This window comes from Ruegeria sp. BHSC029 (assembly GCF_059613085.1).
The window spans coordinates 211,246-224,437 of the sequence record NZ_JBXWRU010000003.1; the positions used below are offsets into that span (position 1 = coordinate 211,246).

The following is a 13,192-nucleotide window of genomic DNA, read 5'->3' on the forward strand; positions in this document are numbered from 1 at the left end:
AATGTGTTCCGGTTTTGCGAGTTATTCGGTGATAGGTGCAGGCATGAACCGCCGGATTCGCGTCTCTACAGGCGAATTTCCGGTGCTTTCTTGGAAAATGCACCCCGGACACACAGAGTTTACATTCCACCCGGCACCGTTTTTTCCTATACTGACCAAACCAGTAGACGAGATGACACGGTGACCTGGGAGGGTAGCACGCATGATCCGTTCAGAACTGATTCAGAAAATCGCCGACGAAAATCCACATCTGTACCAACGTGATGTCGAGCGGATCGTGAATACCGTATTCGAGGAAGTCACAGACGCGATGGCGCGCGGTGACCGTGTCGAACTGCGGGGCTTCGGAGCTTTTTCGGTCAAGAAACGGGATGCGCGGGTCGGCCGGAACCCACGCACTGGCGAGACGGTTCAAGTCGAGGAAAAGTGCGTGCCGTTTTTCAAGACCGGCAAGTTGCTAAGGGATCGTTTGAACGGTAAAGCGTGATCTCATGATGCGCTACATTCGATACGGTTTTCTTGCGGTCCTGGGGATCGTCCTTGTCTCGGTCTCGTTGGCCAATCGCCAGATGGTTCAGTTGCAGTTGATGCCGGACGCCTTGTCTGACTTGCTTGGCTTCAATCTGGCCACTTCGCTGCCGTTGTTTCTTGTAGTTCTTGGCGGGATTGTGGCCGGCCTTGTCATCGGTTTTCTGTGGGAATGGCTGCGTGAGCACAAGCACCGAAAGGACGCCACCGTCAAAAAGACCGAGGTCAAGAAGCTCGAGCGCGAGGTCAAGAAGCTCAAGAAGAAGCAGAACGAAGGCCAGGACGATGTGCTTGCCCTTCTGGACGAGGCCAGCTGAGAGCCGATGTCTTCCGAGATCAGCGTAAAAATATGCGGCTTGACCGCACCCGAGCATGTGCGTGCCGCCGTTGAAGCAGGTGCGCGTTACATTGGGTTCAATTTCTTTCCCAAGTCTCCACGCTATGCACCGATTGCCCAGGCAGCGGCGCTGGCCAGTGACGTGCCGGTCGGCGTAGCCAAGGTGGCCTTGGCGGTGAACTTCAGCGACGCGCAGTTGGATGAAATCGTCGCGGGGGTTCCACTGGACATGCTGCAGCTGCATGGCGCCGAAAGCCCCGAGCGCGTGGCCGAGGTCAAATCACGCTACGGCTTGCCGGTGATCAAGGCGATTGGAGTGGCGGAAGCCGAGGATTTGGCCGCAATAGACCTGTATTCGGACGTGGCCGATCAGTTGTTGGTTGACGCCAAACCGCCGAAGAACTCTGAGCTACCCGGCGGCAACGGTTTGCCTTTTGACTGGCGTCTGCTCGCCGGTCGCAAATACTGGCGGACGCCGTGGATGCTGTCGGGGGGGCTCAACCCGGACAACGTAGCCGAGGCGATCCGTATGACCGGTGCAAAGCAGGTGGACGTGGCATCGGGCGTGGAAAGCGCCCCGGGTGTCAAGGATCCGGGCCTGATCCGCTCATTTATTGAAGCGGCACGGTGATCTGACCGGAACGCGCCTGCGTATTCTTCTCAAAGGGGAGGATGCGGGATGCTGGCTGCAATCGGCGCGGTTTCACTGAAGCGATGGTACCATGGGCCCGAGTTTTTCTGGCGCGCGGGCAAGGCCTTGCGCCAGGCCAAGGGCGATCCCTTGTGCCTCCATGCCGAGGTGTTTTCGCATGAGGGCGCGTATTTCTCGCTCAGCGTTTGGCACGACGTCGAAGCCATGCTGACCTTTGCCCAGTCGAACCCGCACCGAGGGGTGATGCAAGCTGCCCCACGTTTGACCAATACCTACCATTTCCGTCACTTTGCCTGCATCGCCATTCCGACCCGGGAACAGGCGCTGACTATCTGGATGAACGGCAGTACCGCGGCGGAATAGTGCGATTTTCGATGGCAAATCCCGCCGGCACCTCCTAATAACAACAGGCACGACGATGGAGACCACCATGGCCAATGATCTGTTCAATTCCTTCATGTCCGGCCCGGATGAAAACGGCCGCTTCGGCATTTTCGGCGGACGCTTCGTCAGCGAGACTCTGATGCCGTTGATCCTGTCGCTGGAGGAGGAATACGAGAAGGCCAAGACCGACCCGAGTTTCTGGGCCGAGATGGACGATCTGTGGGCCAACTACGTGGGCCGTCCGTCGCCCCTGTATCACGCCGAGCGCCTGACCGAACATCTGGGTGGCGCCAAGATCTATATGAAGCGCGACGAGTTGAACCACACCGGCGCGCACAAGATCAACAACGTGCTGGGCCAGATCATCTTGGCGCGCCGCATGGGAAAGACCCGGATCATCGCCGAGACCGGGGCAGGGCAGCACGGTGTCGCCACCGCGACGGTCTGCGCCAAGTTCGGTCTGAAATGCGTGGTCTACATGGGCGCACATGATGTCCAGCGGCAGGCGCCCAACGTGTTCCGCATGCGCTTGCTGGGGGCAGAGGTGATTCCGGTGACCTCGGGCCGCGGCACCCTGAAGGACGCGATGAACGACGCGCTGCGCGACTGGGTAACAAATGTGCGCGACACGTTCTATTGCATCGGTACGGTGGCCGGACCGCATCCGTACCCGGCGATGGTGCGCGACTTCCAATCGATCATCGGCAAGGAAGCCAAGGAACAGATGATGAAGGCCGAGGGTCGCTTGCCGGACACGATCATCGCGGCAATCGGTGGCGGCTCGAACGCCATGGGGCTGTTCTATCCCTTCCTCGACGACAAATCGGTCAACATCATCGGCGTCGAAGCGGGCGGCAAGGGCGTCAACGAAAAGATGGAGCATTGCGCCTCTCTCACCGGCGGCCGGCCGGGTGTTCTGCACGGCAACCGTACCTATCTGCTGCAGGACGACGACGGCCAGATCCTCGAGGGGTACTCGATTTCGGCCGGGCTCGACTATCCGGGCATTGGCCCCGAACACTCCTGGCTGCACGATATCGGGCGCGCGCAGTATGTCTCGGTCACCGACAAAGAGGCGCTTGAGGCGTTCCAGCTGTGCTGCGCGACCGAGGGGATCATCCCTGCGCTCGAACCCAGCCACGCGCTGGCGCATGTCATGAAGATCGCGCCGGAGCTGCCAAAGGATCACATCATCTGCATGAACATGTGCGGACGTGGCGACAAGGATGTGCAAACAGTCGCCAAGTATCTGAACTTCGACATGTCTGATACCGAGGGTCGCGACGCAACCTGAGGGCTGCGCAAAGAACAAGACCCGGCACGCTTCAACCATGCCGGGTTTTTTTATTCCCGGTTCACTGTTCGGAGTCTGCGCGGTGGCTGGTCAGAACGTGCAGCGGCACGATTTCCAGTGCGCGCTGATGAGTCGCCTCAAGATGAACCTTTGGCGCACAGCCCTCATCATGGGCCTGCATGAACCGCGCGGCACATAGGCACCAGCTGTCGCCAGGTTTCAGGCCCGGGAAATCGAATTCGGGCCGTGGCGTGCTCAGGTCGTTGCCGACATATTTTGAATAGGCCAGAAACTCGGCCGTCATCACAGCGCAGACCGTGTGGCTGCCGCGATCCTCAGGGCAGGTGTTGCAGGCCCCGTCGCGGAAAAAACCGGTCAGGGGCTTTCGTGAACACGGAGCCAGCACGCCGCCCAGAACATTTATGCTGTCCTGCTTTTGCATGCAGCCACCTTACAGGCTTTGCGCGATCTTGCGGAACATTTCGATGTTCTGCTCATTAACACCGGGCTCGCGGAACTTCCGATCAGCGCCCGTGGCTACGATCAGCACGCCGCGCGACTGGTCGAAATACATGTACTGGCCATAAACACCGCGTGCCAGAAACTCACCGTCATGGGCGCCAACGGGGATCCACCACTGATATCCGTAGCCGATCTTTCCGGGTTCGGTCGGCGCGCTTGGCAAGGTGGATTCCTTGATCCAGTCGGCCGGAACGATCTGGCGTCCATCGCGCATGCCGTTCTGCAGGATCATTTGGCCAAAACGGGCGTAATCCCGCGTCGTGAAATTCAAGCCACCCAGAACAAAGGCGACGCCGGCGCCGTCGGTGATATAGTATCCGTCCCGCTCAAGACCGAGGTGCTGCAGAATCTTTTCGTCCAGCAACGCGGCGACGCTTTGACCCGTCGCCCCTCGGATCACCATTCCAATGACATGGGTATCGATGGAAACATACTGCCAGGTCTCGCCAGGTGCCGCGAAACTGTCCTTCAACGAGGCCGCAAAGTCATCCAACTCGCCCCCCAGGGCGACGACCCGACCCATACGGTTGATGTCGGATTTCGGGTCCAGATAGTCTTCGTCAAAGGTTACACCGCTGGCCATGTTCAGCACGTTGCGGATCGTGGCTGTTTCATAGGCGCTGCCCTGCAGCTTGGGGGCATATTTGATGACCGGATCATCCAGCGAGGCTATGGCGCCCTCCTCAAGAAGGATGCCGAACAGAGCGGACAAATAGCTTTTGGCCATCGACCACGAGATCCGGCGGTCCTCCGGCGATGTGTCGAGGAAATACTCCTCGAACCGGATCTGCCCATCTTGCACCACCAGCAGGGATGTGACGGCTCGCTCTTCGATCCAGTTCTGCGTCTCGGCGGGCAGGTCGAATTCAGCTCCATAGGGCAGGTCCCAAGTGGGACCATTCCCGCGGGGGAGGTCCACAGTCAGAAACGCCGCGTCCATGTGAGAGAAATTCTGAACGATCTTTTCTTCGGAAAACAGAGAGTTCACCGCCAGAAGGCGCTGGATTTCCTCGCGCTTCCAGAAACCGACAACTGCAGCGGCCAAGACCAGCGTCAGGACGATTCGCAGCAGCCACTTCAGACCTGTTTTCATGATATTCCTCCCGTTTGGCGGCATTGGATCGTGATGACGTCAATTCTGCAATTGCTACGTTGCGGAAGGTCTTTGCCGCTATCGGAACTTGTCCAACAGCTTCTGCATCGCCGTGCGGTCATCGGGCGTTGGTGTCTCGGCTTTCGGGGCAGGAGAGGTCTTGGTTTCGGATTTGGGCGTCGTGGTGGAACTGCGCGGTGGCGCTGTTCGCAGCGCTACGGCGTTCATGAACTTGGCCGCATCGCCCGCAGCCAGATGAACCGCCCCGTCTGCAACGCCTTGCAGAACATCGTCCATCCAGTCAGCGTCGGCCTTGGCGAAATCGCCCAGAACATAGGGCGAAACCAGCTCTTTGCGTCCGGGATGGCCGATCCCCAGCCGGACACGGTCATACGCGGCACCGATATGGTCGTGGATCGACCGAAGGCCGTTATGCCCGGCATGGCCGCCACCGGCCTTGGCGCGAACCTTCCCGGGTGCAAGGTCCAGTTCGTCATGGAAAACGGTCACATCGGTCGAGTCGAGCTTGAAGAACCGCATGGCCTCGCCCACCGATTGGCCCGAGCGGTTCATGAAGGTCATGGGTTTCAGCAGCAGGACCTTCTCTCGGCCCAGCATTCCTTCGGATATTTCACCCTGAAATTTCGAACGCCATGGCCCAAAGCCATGATCCCTGGCGATGGCATCCACCGCCATGAAACCGATATTGTGCCGGTTGCGGGCATACTTTGCGCCCGGATTGCCCAATCCGACAAACAGCTTCATCGCGAATTCCTTGTGCGTTTCGGTCCGGCGCAGAATTGCACGAGATGCCTTTCCAGTGCCAGCCGGTCGTTCAAAGAAAAACGGGGCCCTGGACGAGGCCCCGCTTCAAATTCCAATCCGAAGGATCCGGATTTATTCTTCGTCTTTGCCTACGACTTCAACTTCGTCGGCTGCGACTTCCTCTGCACCTTCGCCTTCTTCATCGTCGCTGGACGCCAGGCCGGTCGGTGCCGAGATGTTCGCAATCACGAAATCACGGTCGATGGTCGGTTTGGTGCCGTTGGGCAGGTCAACCGACGAGATGGTGACAACGTCGTTGATTTCCAGACCGGTCAGATCGACGGTGATCTTTTCGGGGATGTCGCCGGCGGTGCAGACCAGCTCGACCTCGGGACGGACAACGGTCAGAACGCCGCCCTTCTTGATGCCGGGGGCCTCTTCCTCGTTGATGAACTCGACGGGGATGTACAGGGCGATCTTGGTGGTGCGACGCAGACGCATCAGGTCCAGGTGGGTCGGCAGGTCCTTGACGACATCACGCTGAACGTCGCGGCAGATGACGCGGACGTCTTCGTGGCCTTCGACCTTCAGGTTCCACAGGGTCGACTTGAAGCGGCCTGCCTTCAGGCGCTTGAACAGTTCGTTGAACGGAATCTGGATCGGCAGCGGGTCTTTCTCGCCACCAAATACGATGCCCGGAACCATGCCGTCGCGGCGTGCCTGACGAGCGGCGCCCTTGCCTGTCCCCGTCCGTTCCAGAGCTACGAGATCAGGAATCTCACCAGCCATGATAAATCTCCAATGTTAGGGCAGGGTGCCTCCAAGGCTGTCACCCCGCGTGAAGCGGCGTCCTTAGACCGAATCCGGCCATTTGGAAAGGGGTAAAAACGATTTCCGCGTCATTCCTGCCAGCGGCCGCAGAAGTCCTGCGGGACAAGCAGGTTGTGCGGCCCCAGATCGGCCACGTTGCGTTCGCCGCACAGGGCCATGGTGGTGTCCAGTTCCTTCTGGATCACCTCCAGCGCGGTGGTCACGCCCTTTTGGCCCATCGCGCCCAGCCCGTAGACGAATGCGCGCCCGATATAGGTGCCCTTGGCCCCCAGCGCCAGCGCCTTGAGCACGTCCTGCCCCGAGCGGATGCCGCTGTCGAGATGCACTTCGACGTCGCCGCCCACCGCATCCATGATCTGTGGCAGCATCCGGATCGAGCTGAGCGCGCCATCCAACTGCCGCCCGCCGTGGTTCGACACCACGATGGCGTCGGCGCCCAACTTGGCCGCCATCTTGGCGTCTTCGGGGTCCAGGATGCCCTTCAGGATCACCTTGCCGCCCCATTGCTCCATCAGTTTCTCGATCTTCTTCCAGTCGAGGCTGGGATCGAACTGCTCGGCGGTCCACGCGCCCAGCGATGAGGCGTCCGAGATGCCCTCGACATGGCCCACGATATTGCCAAACTCGCGCCGTTTCGCGCCCAGCATCTCGATGCCCCAGGCCCATTTCGTCATCAGGTTGGCGATGGTTTTGGCCGTCAGTTTCGGCGGGGCCGACAGGCCGTTCTTCAGGTCCTTGTGCCGTTGGCCGAGGATCTGCAGATCCAGGGTGATGACCAGGGCCGAGCATTTGGCATCCTTGGCGCGCTGGATCAGGCGGCGGACGTAATCTTCGTCCTTCATGGTGTACAGCTGGAACCAGAACGGTGCGCCGGTATGCTCGGCCACATCCTCGATCGAGTTGATCGACATGGTCGACAGCGTGAAGGGCACGCCGAAATCCAGCGCGGCCTTGGCGGCCTTCATTTCACCATCCGCATGCTGCATCCCGGTCAGGCCCACGGGTGCAAGGGCCACCGGCATGGCAACGTCCTGTCCAATCATCTGCGACGCGGTCGAGCGGCCGGACATGTCCACCGCAACCTTCTGGCGCAGGCGGATGTCGTGGAAGTCCGAGCTGTTGTCGCGGAAGGTCTGCTCGGTCCAGCTGCCGCTTTCGGCATAGTCATAGAACATCCGGGGCACCCGGCGTTCATAGATGCGTTTCAGGTCGTCGATATTGGTAATGACAGGCATGGCCGCACCCTTCTGTAGATTGGTTAGGTTTCTTTACCAATTCTTCCGCCGCGGCGCAACGGCCAGTTGCGCATGTGGTCAGGTGGGTCAAAGGCGCAAAGAAAAACCGCCGCAGGCGTGCGGCCTGCAGCGGTTGCAATCCGTTTGGGATTTGGCCTCAGGCGCTGTGGGCGCCGTCTGCCAGCGATTTCACGAAGTCCAGAACCTCGGCCACGGGTTTGCCGGCGGCGATCTGACTGACGATGGCCGAGCCGACCACCGCTCCGTCGGCAACGCTGGCGATGGCACGTGATTTCTCGGGCGTATTGATGCCGAACCCCACGATCACCGGAAGATCGGTCGCCGCCTTGATGCGCGCGACCTCGGGGCCGACATCGGTTGCCTCGGCTTCGGCCGCGCCGGTGATGCCGGTGATCGAGACGTAATAGACGAAGCCCGAGGTGTTCTGCAGCACCCGCGGCAGGCGCTTGTCATCCGTGGTTGGCGTGGCCAGCCGGATGAAGTTCAGACCGGCCGCCTGCGCGGGCAGGCACAGTTCTTCATCTTCTTCGGGTGGCAGGTCGACGACGATCAGGCCGTCGATGCCGGCCTCTTTGGCGTCGGCAAGGAACTTGTCCACGCCGCGGCTGTAGATCGGGTTGTAATAGCCCATCAGTACGATCGGGGTGGTGTCATCGGTTTCCCGGAATGCCTTGGCCAGATCCAGCGTGCGCTGCAGCGTCATGCCACCGTCCAGCGCCCTTTGACCAGCCGCCTGAATGGTGGGGCCGTCCGCCATCGGATCGGTGAAGGGCAGGCCCAGTTCGATCACGTCCACGCCGGCCGCCGGCAGGCCCCGAACAATCTCAAGCGAGGTGTCATAGTCGGGATCCCCGGCCATGATATAGGCGACAAAGGCCTTCTTCCCCTCGGCTTTAAGGGCGGCGAACTTGGCGTCGATACGGGTCATGGACGATCCTTGCATACAGGTTTGGACCTGATGTGCAGAAACTTTGGCCGAAAATCAATCCCGTCCTGAGCGGTGGGGTCAGAAGTTCAGGTGATACCGCAGCAAGAGCGCGTTCACGCCGGGGTTTTCGTCTTGCGTGCTGGCATTCGATTTGTGGGTCACGGCCAACGATATGTCATTGCCGTTGTTCAACGTATAGCCCAGCCCAAGAAGGCTTCGGATTTCGAAGCTCCCGCCCAGATCGTTCAATTCGTTGGCTTCGCTGTAGAATCCCGGCATCACGCTGCCTTCCACGAACCATCTGTCGGCAAAGGAATAGACCCCGATCACCCCGGCGCCGATATGTGTGTTTCCATCCTCGTCCACCGACAGCGCGGCCCCCAGCGCAGCGCTGAAGCGGGTGGCCTCGTGAAATGGCCGGTGCTGGTATTCGAGGGAAAAGATCGCCTGGTCAATCGAGCTGCTGTCGGAATAGTCGGCGTAGCCGGCGCTGAAAATCACCGACTGCGCCTGCGCGGCTGTTGAAAAAGCCAGAAAAGCGGTGCTTGAAAGGAGGTTTTTCATGGGGATATTCGCTGTTGATATTCGTTACAAAGTTAAAGTTTGACACTATTCTCTCGTATTCAATGTCAACAAGCACACGTTTTCCCTACATTTTCGTGATGTTGCGGATTGGACTCAGGGCCAGCAGCCGCAGGTGCCTTGCGCATTGCACCGGACCCGCATAGAAGCAGCCCGCGAATGGCATCAGGAGGCCGTCATGGGCTTTAAAATGGGTATCGTGGGTCTGCCGAATGTCGGCAAGTCGACCCTGTTCAACGCGCTGACCAAGACCGCGGCCGCGCAGGCGGCGAATTTCCCGTTCTGCACGATCGAACCCAATGTGGGTGACGTGGCCGTTCCCGATGCGCGTCTGGACAAGTTAGCTGCGATCGCCAAGTCGAAGCAGATCATCCCGACCCGGATGACCTTCGTGGATATTGCAGGCCTGGTCAAAGGCGCTTCAAAAGGTGAGGGGCTGGGGAACCAGTTTCTGGCCAACATTCGCGAAACCGATGCCATCGCTCATGTGCTGCGCTGTTTCGAAGATGGCGACGTGACCCATGTCGAAGGCAAGGTCGATCCGGTGGCCGATGCCGAGACCATCGAGACCGAACTGATGCTGGCCGATCTGGAAAGCATCGAAAAGCGTCGCGCCAACCTCGTGCGCAAGCTCAAGGGCAACGACAAGGAGGCGCAGCAGCAGGATCGGTTGCTGGCCACCGCGCAAGAGATGCTGGAAAGCGGCAAACCCGCCCGTTTGGTCGAGGTGTCTGACGAGGATGCAAAAGCCTGGAAGATGCTGCAGTTGCTGACCACCAAGCCGGTCCTGTATGTCTGCAATGTCTCGGAAGAAGACGCTGCCGAAGGCAATGAATACTCCGCGCGTGTGGCCGAGATGGCCGCGGCGCAGGGCAATGCCCATGTCATCATCAGCGCCAAGATCGAAGAAGAGATCAGTCTGCTGGAGCCTGAAGAGGCGCAGATGTTCCTCGAAGAGATGGGGCTCGAAGAACCGGGCCTCGATCGGCTGATCCGTGCGGGGTACGACCTGCTCAAACTGGAAACCTATTTCACGGTCGGCCCGAAAGAGGCCCGCGCCTGGACCATTCGCAGGGGTACTGCAGCGCCTCAGGCGGCCGGTGTCATCCACGGGGACTTTGAAAAGGGTTTCATCCGCGCCGAGACCATTGCCTATGATGACTTCGTAGCGTGCAATGGCGAACAGGGTGCCAAAGAGGCCGGCAAGATGCGTGCAGAAGGCAAAAGCTATGTCGTCAAGGACGGCGACGTGATGCACTTCCTGTTCAACACCTGATCACGAAACAGCTTTTCTGGGCGGGCATTGGCGGTATCTTACGGTATCGCTCCAATCCGCCCGAGGCCCGCACGTGTTCGAAATCCGCGATCTGCAACTGCTCAGCGCCTTGGCGCGCCACCGCCATTTTGCCAAGGCGGCCGAGGAGTGCGGTATTTCGCAGCCCGCGTTCTCGATGCGTATCCGCAACCTCGAGGATCGGCTTGGCGTGTCCATCGTCCGCCGTGCGAACCGCTTTCAGGGCCTGACCGAAGAGGGCGAGATGATCGTCCGCCGCGCTCGCCGCATACTGGATGACGCCAAAGCGCTCGAGCAGGAGGTGCAGGCGATCAAGGGCGAGATCACCGGTACACTGATCCTGGGCGTGATCCCGACCGCCATCGCGTTTACTGGCCGCTTGGTCAAGCGGCTGCAGCAGGCGCATCCGCGTATCCTGTCGCGGATCGAGACGATGTCGGCCACGGCAATCCAGCACCGTCTGGACGAAGGCAGCCTGGATGCCGGGATCACCTATGGCGACAGCATCGGCACTGATCTGCGCTATGTGCAGCCTTTGTACGAGGAAACCTATGTTTTGCTCGTACCCGAGCATATGACGCAGGGCACGGGCCCGATCCCCTGGGCACGGGTGGCCGAGTTCCCGCTCAGCCTGCTGGAGCCCCAGATGCAGAACAGGCGCATCCTCGACAGGATATTTGCCGAACAGGGGTTGCATCCGCGTGTGGTGGCCGAAACCAGCGGGTTTACTGCCTCGATGGTCATGGCGCGCGAAGGGCTGGCGGCGACGGTCGTGCCACGGGTTCTGGTGCGGGCGCTCGGCGATTTGAAAGGCACGCGTGTCCTGCCTCTGGTTGATCCTGTGGTCAGCAAGCCGATCTGTCTGGCGACGCTGGCGCGGGATCCGGAATTGCCCACCGTTGGCGCATTGCGGCAGGTCGTGACGTCTTTGCGGTGATAAACTGTCGTTATCGTGCCATTGGTTTTTGCGATTTGACGATATGCTACTCTGATGAGAGACGAGGCTCGATCGGAGGGCATCATGGCACCATTGGATACCAAGCCATCAGGCGCGCCAAAGGGCGTCTGGAAGTCAGGTAAAGGCAAGGGGCGACACACGCCCAAGGGACGGCAATTCACCGACGAGGCGCAGGCCGAGATTCAGCGCCTGCTGGGCGACCGCCCGCGCCGCCGCGATCTGCTGATCGAGTTTCTGCATCTGATCCAGGACACGCACGGCCATATCAGTTCCGACCACATCGCCGCGTTGGCCGTCGAGATGCGGATCGGTCAGGCCGAGATCTACGAGACCGCGACTTTCTATGCGCATTTCGACGTAGTCAAAGAGGGCGAAACTCCGCCCCCCGCGCTGACCATCCGCGTCTGCGATTCCCTGTCCTGTGAAATGGCAGGCGCGCAACAGCTGAAGAAGGCGCTGGAGGATGGGCTGGATCCGTCCGAAGTGCGCATTCTGCGCGCGCCCTGCATGGGTCGTTGCGACACTGCGCCGGTGCTGGAAATCGGGCACAACCATATCGACCACGCGACCCCTGAAAAGGTGCAGGCCGCCATCGCGGCCGGGGACACCCACGCCCATCTGCCCGAGTATGAGACCTTCGCGACCTATGTCGAAAACGGCGGGTATGCCAAACTGAAAGAGCTGCGCGAAGGCGGCGACTGGGAATCCGTTCAGGAACAGGTTCTGGCCTCGGGCCTGCGCGGTTTGGGCGGTGCCGGTTTCCCGTCGGGCAAGAAATGGGGTTTTGTCCGCATGAATGACGGCCCGCGTTACCTGGCCGTGAACGGCGACGAGGGCGAGCCGGGAACGTTCAAGGACCGCTACTACCTGGAACGCACGCCGCATGTTTTCCTCGAAGGCATGCTGATCGCCGCCTGGGCGGTCGAGGCACAGGCCTGCTTCATCTACATGCGTGACGAATACCCGGCGGTGCTGGAAATCCTGCGGCGCGAGATCGCGGCGCTGGAACAGGCCGGGATCGTCGAGAAAGGATATATCGACCTGCGGCGCGGCGCGGGCGCCTATATCTGCGGTGAAGAATCCGCAATGATCGAGTCGATCGAGGGCAAGAAGGGCCTGCCGCGTCACCGCCCGCCTTTCGTGGCGCAGGTCGGTGTATTCGGCCGCCCGACGCTGGTGCACAATGTCGAGACGCTCTACTGGGTGTCCAAGATCTGCCGGGAAGGCCCGGAAATCCTCAATTCCGTTGAAAAGAATGGCCGCAAGGGCCTGCGCAGCTACTCGGTCTCGGGCCGGGTGGCGAAACCCGGCGTCTACCTGCTGCCTGCGGGCTCGACCATTCTTGACGTGATTGAGGCCGCCGGGGGCATGACCGAGGGCCATGCGTTCAAGGCGTATCAACCGGGCGGGCCGTCTTCGGGCCTGCTGCCCGCGCCGATGGACGACATCCCGTTGGACTTCGACACTCTGCAACCGCACGGCACCTTCATCGGGTCCGCCGCAGTGGTGGTCCTGTCCGATCAGGACACCGCGCGGGATGCTGCGCTGAACATGCTGCGATTCTTCGAGGACGAAAGCTGTGGCCAGTGCACGCCCTGCCGGGCGGGCTGCGAAAAGGCGGTCAAGCTGATGCAAGCCGACAAGTGGGACACCGACCTGCTGGAAGATCTGTGTCAGGTGATGGGCGATGCCTCGATCTGCGGCCTGGGGCAGGCGGCCCCGAACCCGATCCGCCTGGTCATGAAACACTTCGCCGAAGAAATCTGAG

15 protein-coding genes are annotated in these 13,192 nt (G+C 60.5%); 8 read left to right on the forward strand and 7 right to left on the reverse strand.

The features are described 5' to 3' along the window. The first annotated feature begins 202 nt into the window (after nucleotides 1-202). The 5 genes from ihfB (at nucleotide 203) to trpB (ending at nucleotide 3,195) form a co-directional block, all read left to right on the forward strand. The gene (gene ihfB / locus AC2FML_RS08055; protein ID WP_050603110.1) at nucleotides 203-487 is read left to right on the forward strand and encodes an integration host factor subunit beta; all 285 of its coding nucleotides are present in this window, start codon (nucleotides 203-205) and stop codon (nucleotides 485-487) included. Between the two features lie 7 nt (nucleotides 488-494). Next, entirely contained in the window at nucleotides 495-845 is a 351-nt protein-coding gene (locus AC2FML_RS08060) for a lipopolysaccharide assembly protein LapA domain-containing protein (protein ID WP_170340535.1), read from the forward strand. A gap of 6 nt (nucleotides 846-851) precedes the next feature. After that, nucleotides 852-1,496: a phosphoribosylanthranilate isomerase gene (locus AC2FML_RS08065; protein ID WP_170365358.1), complete on the forward strand. Its 645-nt coding sequence runs from the start codon at nucleotides 852-854 to the stop codon at nucleotides 1,494-1,496. A gap of 48 nt (nucleotides 1,497-1,544) precedes the next feature. Beyond that, nucleotides 1,545-1,880 carry a hypothetical protein gene (locus AC2FML_RS08070; RefSeq protein ID WP_170357088.1) on the forward strand — a complete coding sequence of 112 codons (336 nt, stop codon included), beginning with the start codon at nucleotides 1,545-1,547 and terminating at the stop codon, nucleotides 1,878-1,880. Nucleotides 1,881-1,947: 67 nt separating this feature from the next. Then, nucleotides 1,948-3,195 carry a tryptophan synthase subunit beta gene (gene trpB / locus AC2FML_RS08075; RefSeq protein WP_170339902.1) on the forward strand — a complete coding sequence of 416 codons (1,248 nt, stop codon included), beginning with the start codon at nucleotides 1,948-1,950 and terminating at the stop codon, nucleotides 3,193-3,195. A gap of 61 nt (nucleotides 3,196-3,256) precedes the next feature. Here the strand turns inward: trpB and AC2FML_RS08080 are convergent, their stop codons facing one another. The 7 genes from AC2FML_RS08080 to AC2FML_RS08110 form a co-directional block, all read right to left on the reverse strand. Then, nucleotides 3,257-3,637, reverse strand: a complete 381-nt coding sequence (locus tag AC2FML_RS08080) for a DUF2237 family protein (RefSeq protein WP_170357089.1) — start codon at nucleotides 3,635-3,637, stop codon at nucleotides 3,257-3,259. A 9-nt stretch (nucleotides 3,638-3,646) separates the two neighbouring features. Next, entirely contained in the window at nucleotides 3,647-4,810 is a 1,164-nt protein-coding gene (locus tag AC2FML_RS08085; RefSeq protein ID WP_496782725.1) for a serine hydrolase domain-containing protein, read from the reverse strand. A 78-nt stretch (nucleotides 4,811-4,888) separates the two neighbouring features. Beyond that, nucleotides 4,889-5,575 (reverse strand): aminoacyl-tRNA hydrolase, encoded by a 687-nt coding sequence (gene pth, locus AC2FML_RS08090; RefSeq protein WP_496782727.1) that lies wholly within the window; start codon nucleotides 5,573-5,575, stop codon nucleotides 4,889-4,891. Nucleotides 5,576-5,707: 132 nt separating this feature from the next. Continuing rightward, a complete protein-coding gene (locus tag AC2FML_RS08095; protein ID WP_170369719.1) occupies nucleotides 5,708-6,364 on the reverse strand; it encodes a 50S ribosomal protein L25/general stress protein Ctc in 657 nt (218 codons plus the stop codon). Nucleotides 6,365-6,474: 110 nt separating this feature from the next. Further along, complete coding sequence (locus AC2FML_RS08100; protein WP_496782729.1) at nucleotides 6,475-7,641, reverse strand: alpha-hydroxy acid oxidase; 1,167 nt, start codon at nucleotides 7,639-7,641, stop codon at nucleotides 6,475-6,477. A gap of 157 nt (nucleotides 7,642-7,798) precedes the next feature. Continuing rightward, nucleotides 7,799-8,590 (reverse strand): tryptophan synthase subunit alpha, encoded by a 792-nt coding sequence (trpA, locus tag AC2FML_RS08105; protein WP_170357093.1) that lies wholly within the window; start codon nucleotides 8,588-8,590, stop codon nucleotides 7,799-7,801. A 78-nt stretch (nucleotides 8,591-8,668) separates the two neighbouring features. Further along, a complete protein-coding gene (locus tag AC2FML_RS08110) occupies nucleotides 8,669-9,154 on the reverse strand; it encodes an acyloxyacyl hydrolase (protein ID WP_496782731.1) in 486 nt (161 codons plus the stop codon). A gap of 196 nt (nucleotides 9,155-9,350) precedes the next feature. Between AC2FML_RS08110 and ychF the strand changes: the two genes are divergently transcribed. The 3 genes from ychF to AC2FML_RS08125 all read left to right on the forward strand — a co-directional run bounded on the left by ychF (nucleotide 9,351) and on the right by AC2FML_RS08125 (nucleotide 13,191). Continuing rightward, a complete protein-coding gene (gene ychF / locus AC2FML_RS08115; RefSeq protein ID WP_170357094.1) occupies nucleotides 9,351-10,448 on the forward strand; it encodes a redox-regulated ATPase YchF in 1,098 nt (365 codons plus the stop codon). A gap of 73 nt (nucleotides 10,449-10,521) precedes the next feature. Then, complete coding sequence (locus tag AC2FML_RS08120) at nucleotides 10,522-11,403, forward strand: LysR family transcriptional regulator (protein WP_170357095.1); 882 nt, start codon at nucleotides 10,522-10,524, stop codon at nucleotides 11,401-11,403. 84 nt (nucleotides 11,404-11,487) lie between these two features. Continuing rightward, complete coding sequence (locus tag AC2FML_RS08125) at nucleotides 11,488-13,191, forward strand: NAD(P)H-dependent oxidoreductase subunit E (protein ID WP_496782733.1); 1,704 nt, start codon at nucleotides 11,488-11,490, stop codon at nucleotides 13,189-13,191. Nucleotide 13,192 lies beyond the last annotated feature (1 nt).

Coding starts and splice junctions, on each gene's coding strand:
- ihfB (WP_050603110.1), top strand. CDS start 203: ATGATCCGTTCAGAACTGATTCAGAAAATCGCCGACGAAAATCCACAT.
- AC2FML_RS08060 (WP_170340535.1), top strand. CDS start 495: ATGCGCTACATTCGATACGGTTTTCTTGCGGTCCTGGGGATCGTCCTT.
- AC2FML_RS08065 (WP_170365358.1), top strand. CDS start 852: ATGTCTTCCGAGATCAGCGTAAAAATATGCGGCTTGACCGCACCCGAG.
- AC2FML_RS08070 (WP_170357088.1), top strand. CDS start 1,545: ATGCTGGCTGCAATCGGCGCGGTTTCACTGAAGCGATGGTACCATGGG.
- trpB (WP_170339902.1), top strand. CDS start 1,948: ATGGCCAATGATCTGTTCAATTCCTTCATGTCCGGCCCGGATGAAAAC.
- AC2FML_RS08080 (WP_170357089.1), bottom strand. CDS start 3,637: ATGCAAAAGCAGGACAGCATAAATGTTCTGGGCGGCGTGCTGGCTCCG.
- AC2FML_RS08085 (WP_496782725.1), bottom strand. CDS start 4,810: ATGAAAACAGGTCTGAAGTGGCTGCTGCGAATCGTCCTGACGCTGGTC.
- pth (WP_496782727.1), bottom strand. CDS start 5,575: ATGAAGCTGTTTGTCGGATTGGGCAATCCGGGCGCAAAGTATGCCCGC.
- AC2FML_RS08095 (WP_170369719.1), bottom strand. CDS start 6,364: ATGGCTGGTGAGATTCCTGATCTCGTAGCTCTGGAACGGACGGGGACA.
- AC2FML_RS08100 (WP_496782729.1), bottom strand. CDS start 7,641: ATGCCTGTCATTACCAATATCGACGACCTGAAACGCATCTATGAACGC.
- trpA (WP_170357093.1), bottom strand. CDS start 8,590: ATGACCCGTATCGACGCCAAGTTCGCCGCCCTTAAAGCCGAGGGGAAG.
- AC2FML_RS08110 (WP_496782731.1), bottom strand. CDS start 9,154: ATGAAAAACCTCCTTTCAAGCACCGCTTTTCTGGCTTTTTCAACAGCC.
- ychF (WP_170357094.1), top strand. CDS start 9,351: ATGGGCTTTAAAATGGGTATCGTGGGTCTGCCGAATGTCGGCAAGTCG.
- AC2FML_RS08125 (WP_496782733.1), top strand. CDS start 11,488: ATGGCACCATTGGATACCAAGCCATCAGGCGCGCCAAAGGGCGTCTGG.